The sequence below is a fragment of the Pseudomonas sp. GL_139_B genome (genome assembly GCF_057834475.1).
The window spans coordinates 889,909-906,886 of the sequence record NZ_CM174403.1 but is presented as its reverse complement, the minus strand read 5'-3'; the positions used below and the strand labels follow the sequence as shown (position 1 = coordinate 906,886).

The following is a 16,978-nucleotide window of genomic DNA, read 5'->3' as shown; positions in this document are numbered from 1 at the left end:
AACGATAACGCGGTCGTTCGGATAGACCGAGTTGTGGCCATCGCGGGCAAGCCTTGCTCCTACAGGGATTTACGGTGTTTATGCGGTCACGGTCTGGTCCACCAAATGGCCGCTCTCGATACGAACATGCCGTGGGTGGAAACGTTTCAAGCTGCTACGGTGCCCGACGCTGATAATGCTCAGCCCCGGCAACTCATCGATCAACGCTTGATACAGCGACGCTTCGTCCTCTTCATCCATCGCCGAGGTCGCTTCGTCCATGTACAGCCATTGCGGTGCATACAGCAGCGCACGAGCAAACGCCAAACGTTGCTGCTCACCCGGCGAGAGCATGCGCTGCCAGTGGTTCGCTTCATCCAGACGTGAAACGAGGTGCGGCAAACGGCAGGTTTCGAGCACGTGAACGTAACGCTCGTGCGGGTAGGTATCGCCAGCCTGTGGATAACTCAACGCTTCACGCAGGGTGCCAATCGGCAGATAAGGCTTTTGCGGCAGGAACAGGTAGCGCGCCGATGGCAGGCGAATGCTGCCGTGGCCGCGCGGCCACAGATGCCCCATGGCACGCAACAAGGTCGACTTGCCGCTGCCGGAACGACCGCTGAGCATGACGCGCTCACCCTCTTCAACCGCCATATCGGCGTTGGTCAGCAAGTGGCGACCGTCCGCCAAATCGAGGCCGAGGTTATGAATCTTCAGTTCATCGCCCTGATTCTGTACGTCGATCGCCGCCTGGCGCTCTTCGTTGTCGGTCATGGCCTGACGGAAGCTGAGCAGACGATCACAGGTGGCACGCCATGAGGCGAGGTTCTGATACGCACTGATAAACCAGCTGAAGCTTTCCTGCACGTTGCCGAATGCCGAGCTGATTTGCATCAGATCACCGAGCTCGATCTTGCCGGCAAAGTAACGCGGCGCCGCGACCATGAAGGGGAAAATGATCGCGGCCTGGCTGTAACCGGCCGTGAAGAACGTCAGGCGCTTGGACACTTTCATGATGTCCCAGAAGTTGTGCCAGACCATTCCGAAACGGCTGCTCAAGCGACGATTTTCGTTCGGTTCGCCGTTGTACAGCGCGATACTTTCGGCATTTTCGCGAACCCGGACCATGGAGAAACGCAGGTCGGCTTCAAAGCGTTGTTGTTGATTGTTCAGGCCGATCAAGCGACGACCGATCAAATGCGTCAACCAGCTGCCTACCACTGCATAAACAAGTACGCACCAGAACATGTAGCCTGGAATAGTGATGCCGAAGACTTCAATACTGCCCGACACGCCCCACAAAATGATCGAGAACGACACCAGGCTAACGATATTGCGCAACAGCCCGATACCCAGCTCAAGGGTGTTGGACGTGAAGTTATTAAGGTCTTCGGAAATCCGCTGGTCCGGGTTATCGGTGTAACCGCCCTGCTCCAACTGGTAGTAGTTTTTGTTACCGAGCCAGCGGGCAAAATGCTTTTCGGTGAGCCAGGCCCGCCAGCGGATGGTCAGCATCTGCGTCAGGTAAAGCCGGTAGACCGCGCCGACAATCGCCACGGCCGCAATCGCGCAGAAATACAGAATCAGCTGCCAGAAGGCCGCTTCATCTTTCTTTTGCAAGGCGTTGTAAAAATCCTTGTACCAGGTGTTGAACCACACCGAGATGCCCACGCTGATCAGCGACAACGCAATCACCGCGATCAGCAGGGTCCAGGCCTTGACCTTCTCTTCACTTCGCCAGTAGGGCGTGATGATCGCCCAGACTTTGCGGAAAAACTGCCCGCGCACGGCATCGTTGACCGCGGAATATTCAGCGTTCTGATTCATGGATAAGGCTCGATAGGGAAAAGAACACACACGAACCGATCATAGTTGATCGGCTCGGGTTATCGCGAGGGCTGGCGATGATCGTTCAGCGTCCGTTCAGCGGCGGACCGGACGTTTCTGCAGTTTGCGCTGCAGGGTTCGGCGGTGCATGCCCAAGGCGCGGGCCGTGGCAGAGATGTTGCCTTCGTGTTCGGTCAGCACGCGCTGAATGTGTTCCCACTGCAAGCGGTCCACCGACATCGGGTTTTCCGGCACCAGGGTATCGAGGTCGGCGTGCTCGGACAGCAGCGCGGCCAGCACGTCGTCCGCGTCCGCCGGTTTGCACAGGTAATTGCAGGCGCCGCGCTTGATCGCTTCGACAGCGGTGGCGATGCTCGAATAACCGGTGAGGATCACCACGCGCATTTCCGGGTCCAGCTCAAGCAGCTTGGGCAGCAAGACCAAACCCGAGTCGCCGTCCATTTTCAGGTCCAGCGCGGCGTAATCCGGCAGATCGGCCTGGGCGATGGTCAGGCCTTCTTCGGCAGAGCCTGCGGTGCTGACGCGAAAACCACGGCGGGCCATGGCGCGGGCCATCACGCGGGTGAAGGTTGCATCGTCGTCGACCAACAGCAAATGCGGCAGTTCTTCGCCTTCTACTTGGATCTCGTCACTCATGTTCGTCTCCTCGGGCGACACGGGGCAGGCGCAGCTCGGTGAGCGTACCGCCTTCCTCATGACTGTAGAGTTTCACTGAGCCGCCGGCGCGTGTCACGCTGGCCTTGCTCAAAAACAGGCCCAGGCCGAAACCTTTGCCCTTGGTGGTAAAAAACGGTTTGCCAATCTGCTCGGCGATGGCCAGTGGCACTCCTGCGCCGTGGTCGCGGATGCTGATGGTCAGGTCTTCGGCGTTCCAGTCCAGCGTCACTTGCAGCCCTTCCGGGCACGCATCGGCGGCGTTGTTCAGCAAATTCAGCAGCGCTTGGGTCAGGTCCGGCGGCGGCGCCATGCGTGGCACGGTGCCTTGGCCCAAGCGCTGGAAGCGATAACTGGCTTCGGGGCGCATCAGGTGCCAGCGATTCAGCGCTTCGTCGAGCCAATCGGTGACGTCCTGCATCTCCACCGCCAAGCGGCGATTGGCCTCGGCGGCGCGCACCAGATGCTGCAAGGTTTCTTTGCAGAGTTTGACCTGATCCTGCAACACGCTCAAATCGTCCTGCAACAACGGGTCGTGATGGTCCTGACGCATCTCCTTGAGCAACACGCTCATGGTCGCCAGCGGCGTACCCAGTTCATGAGCCGCACCAGCCGCTTGCGTCGCTACGGCCAGCAATTGCTGATCACGCAGGCCTTCTTCACGACGAATGGCGCGCAACTCTTCCTGACGACGCAGCTCTTCAGCCATGCGCGCGGCGAAAAACGTAATCACCGCCGCAGCCAGCGCAAAGCTCAGCCACATCCCGTAGACCTGCAGGTTTTCCCGGGCAATCGGGAAGGTTTGCAGTGGATAGAAACGTACGAGCAGCAAGGTGTACATCGTCAACGCGATACCAGACAGAATCACCGAATAGCGCCATGGCAACGTCACCGCAGCGATGGTCAGCGGCACCAGGTAATAAGAAACGAACGGGTTGGTCGAGCCACCGGAGAAATACAGCAGGGCACTGTGGATAAACAAGTCGCAGGCCAGTTGCAGCGCGTATTCGAGCTCGGTTACTGGCCATGTCGTACGCAGTCGAACCGCCGTGAACACGCACAGCAGCATCGAACACCCGAGGGTCATTGCCAGCTGCACCCACGGCAGCGGCAATAGGTCGAACCAGTAGGCCAATCCCACGGAACCGGCCTGAGCGGCGAGTACTAATGTGCGGATGAACGTCAGCCGCCAGAGGTTCTGGCGAGTGGCAGAAGTGATTTGAACGGGGGCGAGCATGAGCTCTCCTGATGAGCGCTCCAGGCGGATCGCATGGAGTATAACCAAGCGCGGGGGCTGGCAGGCAAAAGTGCGGCAAAGCGCCACATGGCAGAAAGCATTTTGGCGTCTATGAGACCGCTATCGCGGGCAAGCCACGCTCCCACAGGGGAACGCATTTCAATGTGGGAGCGTGGCTTGCCCGCGATTGACCGCGCAGCGGTCACCTTCTCCCCATCTGTATAGAAGTTGTAACTGTGCGAACCGGATCATCAAAGCTAGAGTCTGATGGTTTCATGCAGGTTCGGACCTAACACCTGCGCAACGCCCAAGGAGCTTTCATGCACACATTGCGCCGCTGCACCGCCCTTCTCGCCCTGAGCGTAGGCAGCCTTGCCAACCTCCCGGCCCTTGCCGCCGACGAGTTGCACTACAACCAGATTTCCTTACGCACCGAAGTCAGCCAGGAAGTGCCGCGCGACCTGATGATCGTCACTCTTTACACCGAAGACCAAAACACCGACCCGGCCAAACTCGCCGCCGACGTCAGCACAACCATGAACAAAGCGCTGGCCCAGGCCAAACAGGTCAAGGACATCACCCTGCGCCAGGGCAGCCGCAACAGCTACCCGATCTACGACACCAAGGGCCAGAAAATCACGGGCTGGCGTGAACGCGCCGAACTGCGCCTGGAGAGCTCGGACTTCGCGGCCCTGTCGAAACTGACCGGCGAACTGCTCACCGACCTGAAAATGGGCGGCATGGACTTCGCCATCGCCACACCGACGCGCAAGGCCAGTGAAGATGCACTGCTCAAAGATGCCGTAACCGCCTTCAAGGCTCGCGCGCAATTGGCGACGGATGCGTTGGGCGGCAAGAGCTACAAAATCGTTAACCTGAACCTGAACAGCAACGGTTATCCACAACCGTACATGCGCGGGCCAATGATGATGAAAGCCGCCGCGATGGATGCAGCGCCGGTGACACCGGATGTCGAGGCGGGCACGAGTCAGGTCAGCATGACGGCGGACGGGTCGATTGAAGTGTTGATGCCTTGATTCATTAACACGTACACAAAAACGGCGATCACTGGAGTGATCGCCGTTTTTTTGTTGTCTGCCAAAGGCGAGGGTGAACCCTTCAGTCCTTTGGTGAGGGATCTGCCGTTATCGCGAGCAGGCTCACTCCCACAGTTGATCTCTAGTGTTCACATAATTAGTGAAATAAAGAAGATTCCCTGTGGGAGTGAGCCTGCTCGCGATGAACGATAACGCGGTCTATGCCGGATCGACGTTATCCAACGCCCGATTCACCGCCAACTCCGCCAACATGATGATCTGCTGAATCGCCATCGCCGTACTTCGCTGCGGACCGATCAGATTAGTGGCGAATTCACTGGCCATGACACTCGCCGAAGCCAGTGACTCGCAGGCTTGGGCCAGGAGGCTTTCGGTGTCCATGTTCGGGGCGATCATGTACATCGTGCTGGGGCGGCGGGGTTTTTCGGTGTATTGCGACGGGGGATCGAGGTAATAGTCGAGGGCGCGTTTTATGGCTTCGCGGTCTTTGAGCAACGTCTCGGGGCGTAAGTCTTCGGCTTCGGGGGTGGTGGGCGGATCGGGGATTAACTTATCCATGGAAACTCCTACTGGTAACGGGAGCCATCCTTTCGCCGGATCTCAAGCGGCGAAGAGGTGGCAGCTATGTGCAGAGTGAGATCACCGGTAGTAGGCACCCGGCCAGACCGAAGTCTGCCCGCACACAGCCGCCATGACGCATTTACAGGCAGCAGATAAGCTGACGCCAATTATGGTTGCATTGGCGCTAGATGAATACTAATTGCCGGGGATCTCACGCCCGGTCGCTGTTTTTGCAGCGACAGCGGGAGATTAGAGACAGGGCTTCCTACCCGGCAACCTGAAAAATGCGTGGGAAAGCTCTTTGTTTTTTACACATTGCTAAACATATAAAAGCAGGATGAATATAAATCGGGGATAGCAGAAAGGGCTGGTTGGCTGTCAGGTCGTCATCGCAACGATGCGGCGACCCGACAAGCCAGCTCCCACCTTTTGGAAATGTGGACACAAACAAATACGGGGTAGCAGTCATGTTCTATCATCCCTAAGGCGCTACCGAAAACAGCGGCAGTTGCCCCCAAACCGTGGGTATCAATAAGTAACACCGCGTTCAATCGGGTGCGCTACAGGCTCGTACCGCCCTGCATCGGTGCGCCGATTGCACCGAAAAAACCCAGCGCAAACGGTCAAATGCGCCTGAATTTATACATATGCGACATTAAGGTACGTACGTGCCACTGTTTAACGCCTATGCTCGATCAGGATCTTGCATTGGGTATGGCCCCTGCATAAGTATCCGCAGGGTCGACTCACGAGGTCGTCCTATAATTCCAAAAAAGCCACAATCATGAGGCCACCATGCTTAAACACGCGGTCATTCCGTTTTTGCTCGGCGCCAGCTTGTTAGCTAGCGCACCCTTCGCCCAAGCCGCGACTAACCTGGTGTTCTGCTCCGAAGGGAGCCCGGCTGGTTTCGACCCAGGTCAATACACCACGGGAACCGACTTCGACGCCTCTGCGGAAACGATGTTCAACCGTCTGACTCAGTTTGAACGTGGCGGCACCGCCGTGATTCCTGGTCTGGCGACCAGTTGGGACATCTCCCCGGACGGTCTGACGTACACCTTCCACCTGCGCGACGGCGTCAAGTTCCACACCACCCCGTACTTCAAGCCGACTCGTGATTTCAACGCCGATGACGTGCTGTTCACCTTTAATCGCATGATTAACAAGGATGACCCGTTCCGCAAAGCGTACCCGACCGAATTCCCGTACTTCACCGACATGGGGATGGACACCAACATCACCAAAGTCGATAAAGTCGACGACAAAACCGTCAAGTTCACCCTCAAGGAAGTTGATGCCGCGTTCATCCAGAACATGGCCATGAGCTTCGCCTCGCTCCAGTCCGCCGAGTACGCAGCCCAGCTGCTGAAAGAAGGCAAAGCCGCCGACATCAACCAGAAGCCGATCGGCACTGGTCCGTTCGTGTTCAAGAGCTACCAGAAAGACTCCAACATCCGCTACACCGGGAACAAGGACTACTGGAAGCCGGACGACGTGAAGATCGACAACCTGATCTTCGCCATCACAACCGACCCGTCGGTGCGTATCCAGAAGCTGAAGAAGAACGAGTGCCAGATCACTCTGTTCCCACGTCCGGCTGACCTGAAGGCGCTGCAAGAAGATAAAACCCTGAAAGTGCCTAACCAGGCCGGCTTCAACCTGGGTTACATCGCCTACAACGTGATGCCTAAGGTCAAGGGACAAACCGATGCGAACCCGCTGGCCGACCTGAAGGTTCGCCAGGCACTGGACATGGCAGTCAACAAGCAACAGATCATCGACTCCGTGTACCAAGGCGCCGGCCAACTGGCCGTCAACGCCATGCCTCCAACCCAATGGTCCTACGACACCACCATCAAGGATGCGCCGTACAACCCAGAGAAAGCCAAAGAGCTGCTCAAGGAAGCCGGCGTGAAAGAAGGCACCGAAATCGTTCTCTGGGCGATGCCGGTACAGCGTCCATATAACCCGAACGCCAAGCTGATGGCAGAAATGCTGCAGTCCGACTGGTCCAAGATCGGCCTCAAGGTCAAGATCCAGAGCTACGAGTGGGGCGAGTACATCAAGCGCTCCAAAGGTGGCGAAAACCAGGCGATGCTGATTGGCTGGAGCGGCGACAATGGTGATCCGGACAACTGGCTGAACGTGCTGTTCGGCTGCGATTCGCTGGAAGGCAACAACTTCTCCAAGTGGTGCGACAAGAAGTTCGATGGCATCGTCAAGGAAGCCAAGCGCACGACCGACCAGGCCAAGCGCACCGAACTGTACAAACAGGCGCAACACGTCCTCAAAGACGCGGTTCCAATGACACCTATCGCTCACTCGACGGTGTTCCAGCCTATGCGCGACAACGTGCAGGACTTCAAGATCAGCCCGTTTGGCTTGAACTCCTTCTACGGCGTCAGCGTCAGCAAGTAAGGTTTTGCAACGGCGACGTTTCTGACGTCGCCGTTGTTTTATCTGCCGATAAAGTAGGAAATCTCTTACACCTAATTCCGTCGCGCACTACTACTGTCGCGTCGGATGCGTTGCCTTTTCCTACGAGTCTTTAGGACTCTACGCATTTACTGCCAGATCCACGGCCCCTACCGTCGGGTTCTGACCAGCTCATGCGTGGGCTATCGGTTTTTGCTGCAAGCAGGGTTTGAAATCAGTGATCCTCCACGTTCCAGGACGGGACGGCGGCTCATTGTCAAAACACTCGTGAATATAAGAGGGAGCGTCATGCGCCATACCTTGGTTTTATCCGCATTGCTGGGCACTGGCCTGTTGGCCGCCACGACCATCAGCCAGGCTGCCAACAACAGTCTGGTGTTCTGCTCCGAAGGCAGCCCCGCCGGTTTCGATACCGCGCAGTACACCACTGCGACCGATAACGACGCCGCCGAGCCGCTGTACAACCGTTTGGCAGAGTTTGAAAAAGGCGCGACCAACGTCGTACCGGGCCTGGCAAAGAGCTGGGATATTTCCGAGGACGGGCTTACGTACACCTTTCACCTGCGCGAAGGGGTGAAGTTTCATACGACCCAATACTTCACGCCGACCCGCGACTTCAACGCCGATGACGTGCTGTTCACGTTTAATCGCATGCTCGACCCGCAACAACCTTTCCGTAAGGCTTATCCGACCGAGTTCCCGTACTTCAACGGGATGAGCCTGAACAAGAACATCGCCAAGGTCGAAAAGACCGGGCCGCTGACCGTGGTCATGACACTCAACAGTGTCGACGCCGCGTTCGTCCAGAATATCGCCATGAGCTTCGCGGCCATCCTGTCCGCCGAATACGCCGATAAGCTGCTGGCGGTCGGCAAGCCGAGCGACATCAACCAGAAGCCGATCGGCACTGGCCCGTTTGTATTCAAGAGTTACCAGAAAGATTCCAACATCCGTTACACCGGCAACAAGCAGTACTGGGACCCGAGCCGGGTCAAGCTTGACAACCTGATTTTCGCCATCAACACCGACGCTTCGGTGCGCGTGCAGAAACTCAAGGCCAACGAGTGCCAGATCACCTTGCATCCGCGCCCTGCCGATGTGACTGCGCTGAAGAACGACAGCAAACTCCAGCTCATCGAGAAGCCTGGCTTCAACCTCGGTTACATCGCCTACAACGTTCGGCACAAGCCTTTCGACCAGCTCGAAGTGCGTCAGGCGCTGGACATGGCGGTGAACAAGCAAAGCATTCTCAACGCCGTCTACCAGGGAGCCGGGCAGTTGGCCGTCAACGCCATGCCGCCGACCCAATGGTCTTACGACGAAACGATTAAAGACGCCGCCTACAATCCGGAAAAAGCCAAGGAATTGCTCAAGGCTGCCGGCGTGAAGGAAGGCACCGAAATCACCCTGTGGGCGATGCCCGTTCAGCGTCCTTACAACCCGAACGCCAAGTTGATGGCCGAAATGCTCCAGGCTGACTGGGCAAAAATCGGTCTCAAAGTGAAGATCGTCAGCTACGAATGGGGCGAGTACATCAAGCGCACCAAGAATGGCGAACACGACATCAGCCTGATTGGCTGGACCGGGGACAATGGGGACCCGGACAACTGGCTCGGCACGCTTTACAGCTGCGACGCCATTGGTGGCAACAACTACTCCATGTGGTGTGATCCGGCTTACGACAAGCTGATCAAGCAGGCCAAGGTCGTCACTGACCGGGACCAGCGCACCGTGCTCTACAAACAGGCGCAGCAGTACCTCAAACAGCAGGTACCGATCACGCCAGTCGCCCACTCGACGGTTAACCAGCCGTTAAGCGCCAAAGTCGAAGGGTTCAAAGTCAGCCCCTTCGGCCGCAACGTGTTCTCGGGCGTCAGTATCGACCAATAACCGATTAGCCAGAACGCTGGGGGTGCATTGCGCCCTCACGCAAGCGTATTGCCGAAATTCGCCAGTCCGGCGTACAGCAAACGTTTGCGAGGCTTTGTTTGCGTTCAAAACAAAATAGCCGGATCACCCAATAAGACCGGCATTAATAAAAAAGAAACTGAGGAGCTTCACCCATGAAACTGAGCAGCAGCGCGATTTTGGCCCTGGCCATCAGCGGCATAACCGCCACGGCTTACGCAGAAACCCAGAGCCAGGAATTCACCCCGGTGACGGTCAACACCAAAAGCTCACAGGCCGACGCAACCGGCTTTGTCGAAGGCCAGTCAATCTCCGGCACCACGCGTAACTGGTATGCCAACGAGCAACTGCACCGGGGCGGCAAATTCACTTACCGCAAAGACGGTGTAGCCACCCCAACGGATCGCCGTATCAACTGGGTTCAAGGCACCATCGTCAAATACAACTCGGGCTTCACCCAAGGCGCCGTGGGCTTGAGCACTGAAGTCGCCGCCTACAACGAGATTGCTCTGGAACGTGACCGCGAGAACCTGGCGTCCAACAACGGTGGCGCACCGGGTACTCGCCCAGGCGCGGGTAACAACCGCACCCTGACCAAAGAAGGCGGCGACGCTCAAGGTCAGTGGAGCAAGCTGGGTCTGGCCAACGTCAAGGCTCGCATCTCCAACACTACCCTGACCGCCGGCCGCATGAACTTCAGCAGCCCGATGGTCGATGTCATCGGCAACCGTGCGCTGCCTTCGAGCTTCCAGGGTGTGGCGATCCACAGCGAAGAGCTGAACAACCTGGCATTCGACCTGGGCACGTTCGATCGCAACTCACCGCGAACCGAAGAAAGCCTGAGTAAATTCCGTAGCGAATACGCCAACAGCTTCGTTGAAACCGATCACGTTTACACCGGCGGCATCACCTTCACACCCTTTGCCAGCCTGACCACCAGCCTGTGGGCGACCCAGGCTGAAGACCTCTGGAACCAATACTATTTCGGCGCCAGTCACATCCTGGGTGACAGCCAGGTGCTGAGCCTGACCTCCGGCCTGAACTACTACAAAACCGTCGACGAAGGTAAAAAGCTGCTGGGCGACATCGACAACCAGGCCGGCTCCCTGTCGTTCGGCCTGACTCACCAGGCTCACACCCTGACCTTCTCGTACCAGGAAATTAACGGTAACGAGTACTTCGACTACCTGCACGAAACCAACGGCATCTACCTGGCCAACTCCCTGCTGTCGGACTTCAACGGCCCGAACGAGAAATCCTTCCAGATCGCCTACGGCCTGAACATGGCTGAATACGGCGTGCCTGGTCTGAAGTTCAACATCTACCAGGCTCGCGGCTGGGGTATCGACGGTACTCACTACACCGGCACGGCCTACGACGTGAACAACATGGACGGCGAACATCATTACGAATACGGCATCGGTTCTACGTACGCCATTCAGAGCGGTCCGTTCCGGGCCACCACTGTTCGCGCGACCTACACCGCTCACCGTGCCAGCGAAAACCAGGGTGACGGCAGCATCAACGAGTTCCGCCTCGTGACCACCATCCCGTTCAATATTCTGTGATGCACCTGCCCAACGGCTGATTCAGTGACGAATCAGCCGTGGGGTTTTGTCCTTTAACCGATTGCAGAGGGTTCTTGATGAAAATGCTTCCCCTACGTGCGGCCATCGCTGCCGCGTTGCTGAGTGTCGCTGTTGGCGTCGCGGCCAAACCCCTGGTGGTCTGCACCGAAGCCAGTCCGGAAGGCTTCGATATGGTCCAGTACACGACTGCAGTCACAGCCGATGCCGTGGCTGAAACCATCTTCAACCGTCTGGCGGACTTCAAGCCGGGCACCACTGAAGTGATTCCGGCACTGGCCGATTCCTGGGACATCAGCGAAGACGGTCTGAGCTACACGTTTCACCTGCGCAAAGGCGTCAAGTTTCACACCACCGATTACTTCAAGCCGACCCGCGACATGAACGCCGACGACGTGGTCTGGAGCTTCCAGCGTCAGCTGGACCCAAACCACCCATGGCACAAACTGTCGAGCGTGGGCTTCCCGTACTTTGAAAGCATGGGCTTCAAGGAACTGCTGAAAAGCGTCGAGAAAGTCGACGACAACACGGTCAAGTTCACCCTGACCCGCCGCGAAGCGCCGTTCCTGGCGGACATCGCCATGGCCTTCTCCTCGATCTACTCGGCTGAATACGCCGACCAGTTGCTCAAGGCGAACAAGACCGGCGACCTGAACAACAAGCCCATCGGCACCGGCCCGTTCGTGTTCCAGCGTTATAACAAGGACGCTCAGGTTCGCTTCAAGGCCAACCCGGAGTATTTCCGTGGCAAGCCACCGGCTGAAGCCTTGATTCTGGCGATTGCCACCGACAACAATGTGCGCCTGCAAAAACTCAAAGCCAACGAATGCCAGATCGCGCTGTATCCCAAGCCGGATGACATCCCAAGCATCAAGAAGGACACCAACCTCAAAGTTGATGAACTGAACGCGATGACCGTTTCGTACATCGCGATGAACACCTCGCACAAATACATGAGCGATGTGCGCGTGCGTAAAGCCATCGATATCGCGTTCGACAAGGGCGCCTATGTCAATGCTTTGTTCGGCAAAGGCAATGCAACCGTGGCGGTCAACCCGTACCCTGACACCCTGCTGGGTTACAACCACGCCCTGAAAAATCCGCCGCGTGATCTGGACAAGGCCCGCGCCTTGCTCAAGGAAGCGGGCGTACCAGAAGGCACTACGTTTACACTGTTCACCCGTAACGGCGGCGGGCCGACCAACCCGAACCCGATGCTCGGGGCGCAGATGATGCAGGCTGACCTGGCCCAGGTCGGGATCAAGGTCGATATTCGCGTCATGGAATGGGGCGAAATGCTCAAACGTGCGAAAAACGGCGAGCACGACATGGTTTCCGCCGGATGGGCAGGTGATAACGGCGATCCGGATAACTTCCTGACGCCTATGCTGAGTTGCGAAGCAGCCAAGAACGGCGAAAACTACGCGCGCTGGTGCAACGAGAAATTCCAGACGCTGATCGACGAAGCCCGAGCTAAAGTGAACCCGACGGAACGTGCCGCGCTCTACGAGCAAGCCCAGGAGGTTTTCAATCAGGACCAGCCATGGATCAGCATGGCGCACACCCGTATGTTTACTGCAATGCGCAACAACGTAGAGGGCTATCACATTAGCCCGCTTACCACGAATAACTTCGCCACCACCCAGGTGAAGTAAATAAGAAAACTCCCGGTGTCCCTGACTCCAGGGACACCAGGCACGCCTAACCGGCTGATGAGGTACACCACAAGATGTTTAGTTTTATTGCCCGCCGATTGGGGTTATTGATCCCCACGTTCTTCGGCATCACCTTGCTGACTTTCGCGTTGATTCGCATGATTCCCGGTGACCCCGTAGAAGTCATGATGGGCGAACGTCGAGTCGACCCGGAAATGCATGCTCAGGCAATGGAACGCCTTGGTCTGAACAAACCGCTGTATGCCCAATACCTGGACTACATCGGCAAACTGGCTCACGGCGACCTCGGCGAATCGCTGCGTACCCGTGAAAGCGTGTGGACCGAATTCACTTCTCTATTCCCCGCGACCCTGGAACTGTCCATGGCCGCCCTGTTGTTCGCCGGCGTCCTGGGCCTCCTGGCCGGGGTGATTGCGGCGCTCAAGCGAGGATCCCTGTTCGACCATGGGGTGATGGGCATCTCCCTGGCGGGATACTCGATGCCGATCTTCTGGTGGGGCCTGATCCTGATCATGTTCTTCTCGGTGAGCCTGGGCTGGACCCCGGTGTCCGGGCGGATCGATCTGCTCTATGACATCGAGCCGCGCACCGGCTTCATGCTCATCGACACGCTGCTGGCCGATGACGTGAGTGCATTCTTCGATGCCCTGCATCACTTGATCCTGCCGGCCATCGTGCTCGGCACCATCCCGCTGGCCGTTATTGCGCGGATGACCCGTTCGTCGATGCTCGAAGTACTGCGTGAAGACTACATCCGTACCGCCCGCGCCAAAGGCCTGTCGCCGTCGCGCGTGGTGTTCGTGCACGGCCTGCGTAACGCTCTGATTCCGGTACTGACCGTGGTCGGCCTGCAAGTCGGCACACTGCTGGCGGGTGCGGTTCTGACCGAAACCATCTTCTCGTGGCCCGGCATCGGCAAATGGCTGATCGAAGCCATTGGCGCCCGAGACTATCCAGTCGTGCAAAACGGCATCCTGTTAATCGCCTGCCTGGTGATTGTGGTCAATTTCGTAGTGGACATCCTCTACGGCTTTGCCAACCCACGCATCCGTCACCAGCGCTGAGATCATGACCATGACCACTCCAGCTTCAACTTCAAATCAAGCGGTAACAGTCGATCAAAGCCTGCTGTATCCGTCCCCGTACAAAGAATTCTGGCACGCGTTTTCCCGCAACAAAGGCGCCGTGGCCGGCCTGATGTTCATGTTGCTGGTGATTTTCTGCGCGATCTTCGCGCCGTGGGTTGCCCCGCATAACCCGAGCGAGCAGTACCGTGACTTCCTGCTGACCCCGCCAGCCTGGCTGGAAGGTGGGCATATCCAGTTCCTGCTCGGCACCGATGAACTGGGGCGCGATCTGCTGTCGCGCCTGATCACTGGCTCACGTCTGTCGCTGATGATCGGCTTGACGTCAGTGGTGATGTCGTTGATTCCGGGGATCCTGCTGGGTCTGTTCGCCGGCTTCTTCCCGCGCATTCTAGGCCCGACCATCATGCGTCTGATGGACATCATGCTGGCCCTGCCGTCCCTGCTGCTGGCTGTGGCGATTGTCGCCATCCTCGGCCCTGGCCTGATCAACACCGTGATCGCAATCGCCGTGGTGTCCCTGCCGTCCTATGTTCGTCTGACCCGCGCCGCGGTGATGGGCGAGCTGAACCGCGACTACGTGACTGCCGCGCGCCTGGCTGGTGCCACGCTGCCACGCCTGATGTTTATCACCGTGCTGCCTAACTGCATGGCACCGCTGATCGTTCAGGCCACCTTGAGCTTCTCCTCGGCGATTCTCGATGCCGCCGCACTGGGCTTCCTCGGCCTTGGCGTACAACCGCCAACCCCTGAGTGGGGCACCATGCTGGCTTCGGCTCGCGACTACATCGAACGCGCCTGGTGGGTGGTAAGTCTGCCTGGTTTGACCATTTTGCTCAGCGTGCTGGCAATCAACTTGATGGGCGACGGCCTGCGCGATGCGCTGGACCCGAAACTCAAGAACGCCGCCTGAGGAGATTCAAATGTCACTGTTAGAAATCAAGAATCTCAACGTTCGCTTCGGCGACAAGAACGCCGTTCCGGTGGTCGACGGGCTCGACATTACCGTGGAAAAGGGCGAAGTCCTGGCCATCGTTGGCGAGTCGGGTTCGGGTAAATCCGTGACCATGATGGCGCTGATGGGCCTGATCGAACACCCGGGGATCGTCACTGCCGACGCGCTGAATTTCGATGGCAAGAACATGCTCAAGCTCAGCAACCGTCAGCGTCGACAAATCGTCGGCAAAGACCTGGCCATGGTGTTCCAGGACCCGATGACCGCGCTGAACCCGAGCTACACCGTCGGTTTCCAGATCGAAGAAGTGCTGCGCCTGCACCTGAAAATGTCCGGCAAGCAAGCGCGCAAGCGTGCCATCGAGCTGCTGGAAAAAGTGGAAATCCCTGGCGCCGCGAGCCGTATGGACGCTTACCCGCACCAACTGTCCGGCGGCATGAGCCAGCGTGTTGCGATCGCCATGGCGATTGCCGGCGAACCGAAACTGCTGATCGCTGACGAACCGACCACGGCACTGGACGTAACGATTCAGGCGCAGATCATGGACCTGCTGCTGGCGTTGCAGAAAGAGCAGAACATGGGCCTGGTGCTGATTACCCACGACCTCGCGGTCGTGGCCGAAACCGCCCAGCGCGTGTGCGTGATGTACGCCGGCCAAGCGGTGGAAGTCGGCCAGGTGCCACAGCTGTTCGACATTCCGGCGCACCCGTACAGCGAAGCACTGCTCAAGGCGATTCCGGAACACAGCTTGGGCGCCACGCGGCTGGCCACGCTGCCCGGTATCGTTCCAGGTCGTTATGACCGTCCACAGGGTTGCCTGCTGTCGCCACGTTGCCCTTACGTACAAGACAGCTGCCGCGCTCAGCGTCCAACCCTGGACCCGAAAAGCCACAGCCTCGCCCGCTGCTTCTACCCGCTTAATCAGGAGGTGGCGTAATGGCCGTCGTACTTACCGCCCGCGACCTGACCCGTCACTACGAAGTATCCCGTGGCCTGTTCAAAGGGCATGCGACCGTACGCGCCCTGAACGGTGTGTCTTTCGAGCTGGAAGCCGGCAAGACCCTCGCCGTTGTAGGCGAGTCGGGCTGTGGCAAATCCACCCTGGCCCGTGCGCTGACTCTGATCGAAGAGCCGTCCTCAGGCTCCTTGAAAATCGCCGGCCAGGAAGTCACCGGTGCCGACAAGGCCCAGCGCAAGCAACTGCGCAAAGACGTTCAGATGGTGTTCCAGAGCCCGTACGCGTCGCTGAACCCTCGGCAAAAAGTCGGTGACCAGCTCGGTGAACCGCTGCTGATCAACACCAACCTGACGGCGGCCGAACGTCGCGAGAAAGTCCAGGCGATGATGAAGCAGGTGGGCTTGCGTCCCGAGCACTACCAGCGTTATCCGCACATGTTCTCCGGCGGTCAGCGCCAGCGGATCGCCCTGGCCCGCGCAATGATGTTGCAACCGAAAGTGTTAGTCGCGGACGAACCGACCTCGGCGCTCGACGTGTCAATTCAGGCGCAAGTGCTCAACCTGTTCATGGATTTGCAGCAAGAGTTCAACACCGCCTACGTGTTCATCTCCCACAACCTGGCAGTGGTGCAACACGTCGCTGATGACGTGATGGTGATGTACCTCGGTCGCCCGGTAGAAATGGGTCCGAAGAACGACATCTATGAGCGTCCACTGCACCCGTACACCCAGGCGCTGTTGTCGGCCACGCCGACCATTCACCCGGACCCGAACAAGCCGAAAATCAAAATCGTCGGCGAGTTGCCCAACCCGCTGAACCCGCCGTCCGGCTGCGCTTTCCACAAGCGCTGCCCGTACGCAACGGAACGCTGCAGCACCGAAGAGCCGGCCCTGCGCCTGCTCGATAGCCGTCAGGTGGCTTGCCACTACGCCGAGCAATTCCTCGACGGCGCGGCATGACAGTAATCTGAAAAACCTGTGGGCTGTCCAGTAACCCCTTCCACTTCGATTGCTTGGCTATCGGGGCAGAAGGGG

Annotated in this window: 13 protein-coding genes; 9 read left to right on the top strand and 4 right to left on the bottom strand. The window is 58.2% G+C overall.

Annotation, left to right across the window (positions count from 1 at the left end):
• Positions 1–78 precede the first annotated feature (78 nt).
• From AC3ISI_RS03950 to AC3ISI_RS03940, 3 genes are all read right to left on the bottom strand, one after another.
• Positions 79–1,806, bottom strand: a complete 1,728-nt coding sequence (locus AC3ISI_RS03950; RefSeq protein ID WP_489335562.1) for an ABC transporter ATP-binding protein/permease — start codon at positions 1,804–1,806, stop codon at positions 79–81.
• Positions 1,807–1,902: 96 nt separating this feature from the next.
• The gene (locus tag AC3ISI_RS03945; protein ID WP_007942792.1) at positions 1,903–2,463 is read right to left on the bottom strand and encodes a response regulator transcription factor; all 561 of its coding nucleotides are present in this window, start codon (positions 2,461–2,463) and stop codon (positions 1,903–1,905) included.
• Positions 2,456–3,718, bottom strand: coding sequence for an ATP-binding protein (locus tag AC3ISI_RS03940; protein WP_489335561.1), 1,263 nt, complete (start codon positions 3,716–3,718; stop codon positions 2,456–2,458). The genes AC3ISI_RS03945 and AC3ISI_RS03940 overlap by 8 nt, the downstream gene beginning before the upstream one ends.
• Before the next feature lie 320 nt (positions 3,719–4,038).
• On the opposite strand from AC3ISI_RS03940, the gene AC3ISI_RS03935 reads away from it, so the two are divergent.
• Positions 4,039–4,755 (top strand): SIMPL domain-containing protein, encoded by a 717-nt coding sequence (locus AC3ISI_RS03935; RefSeq protein WP_489335560.1) that lies wholly within the window; start codon positions 4,039–4,041, stop codon positions 4,753–4,755.
• 219 nt (positions 4,756–4,974) lie between these two features.
• Here AC3ISI_RS03935 and AC3ISI_RS03930 read toward each other — a convergent pair whose 3' ends face one another.
• Positions 4,975–5,334: a DUF6124 family protein gene (locus tag AC3ISI_RS03930; protein ID WP_489335559.1), complete on the bottom strand. Its 360-nt coding sequence runs from the start codon at positions 5,332–5,334 to the stop codon at positions 4,975–4,977.
• Positions 5,335–6,132: 798 nt separating this feature from the next.
• On the opposite strand from AC3ISI_RS03930, the gene AC3ISI_RS03925 reads away from it, so the two are divergent.
• The 8 genes from AC3ISI_RS03925 to AC3ISI_RS03890 all read left to right on the top strand — a co-directional run bounded on the left by AC3ISI_RS03925 (position 6,133) and on the right by AC3ISI_RS03890 (position 16,903).
• A complete protein-coding gene (locus tag AC3ISI_RS03925) occupies positions 6,133–7,758 on the top strand; it encodes an ABC transporter substrate-binding protein (protein ID WP_489335558.1) in 1,626 nt (541 codons plus the stop codon).
• 306 nt (positions 7,759–8,064) lie between these two features.
• Complete coding sequence (locus AC3ISI_RS03920) at positions 8,065–9,666, top strand: ABC transporter substrate-binding protein (protein ID WP_489335557.1); 1,602 nt, start codon at positions 8,065–8,067, stop codon at positions 9,664–9,666.
• Between the two features lie 173 nt (positions 9,667–9,839).
• Positions 9,840–11,252 (top strand): OprD family outer membrane porin, encoded by a 1,413-nt coding sequence (locus AC3ISI_RS03915; protein ID WP_489335556.1) that lies wholly within the window; start codon positions 9,840–9,842, stop codon positions 11,250–11,252.
• Between the two features lie 77 nt (positions 11,253–11,329).
• A complete protein-coding gene (locus AC3ISI_RS03910; protein ID WP_489335555.1) occupies positions 11,330–12,925 on the top strand; it encodes an ABC transporter substrate-binding protein in 1,596 nt (531 codons plus the stop codon).
• A gap of 74 nt (positions 12,926–12,999) precedes the next feature.
• The gene (locus tag AC3ISI_RS03905; RefSeq protein ID WP_489335554.1) at positions 13,000–14,010 is read left to right on the top strand and encodes an ABC transporter permease subunit; all 1,011 of its coding nucleotides are present in this window, start codon (positions 13,000–13,002) and stop codon (positions 14,008–14,010) included.
• A 10-nt stretch (positions 14,011–14,020) separates the two neighbouring features.
• Positions 14,021–14,944: an ABC transporter permease subunit gene (locus AC3ISI_RS03900; protein ID WP_489335553.1), complete on the top strand. Its 924-nt coding sequence runs from the start codon at positions 14,021–14,023 to the stop codon at positions 14,942–14,944.
• A 10-nt stretch (positions 14,945–14,954) separates the two neighbouring features.
• Complete coding sequence (locus tag AC3ISI_RS03895; protein WP_489335552.1) at positions 14,955–15,923, top strand: ABC transporter ATP-binding protein; 969 nt, start codon at positions 14,955–14,957, stop codon at positions 15,921–15,923.
• The gene (locus tag AC3ISI_RS03890; protein ID WP_489335551.1) at positions 15,923–16,903 is read left to right on the top strand and encodes a peptide ABC transporter ATP-binding protein; all 981 of its coding nucleotides are present in this window, start codon (positions 15,923–15,925) and stop codon (positions 16,901–16,903) included. Before AC3ISI_RS03895 ends, AC3ISI_RS03890 begins: the two co-directional genes overlap by 1 nt.
• Positions 16,904–16,978: the final 75 nt, after the last annotated feature.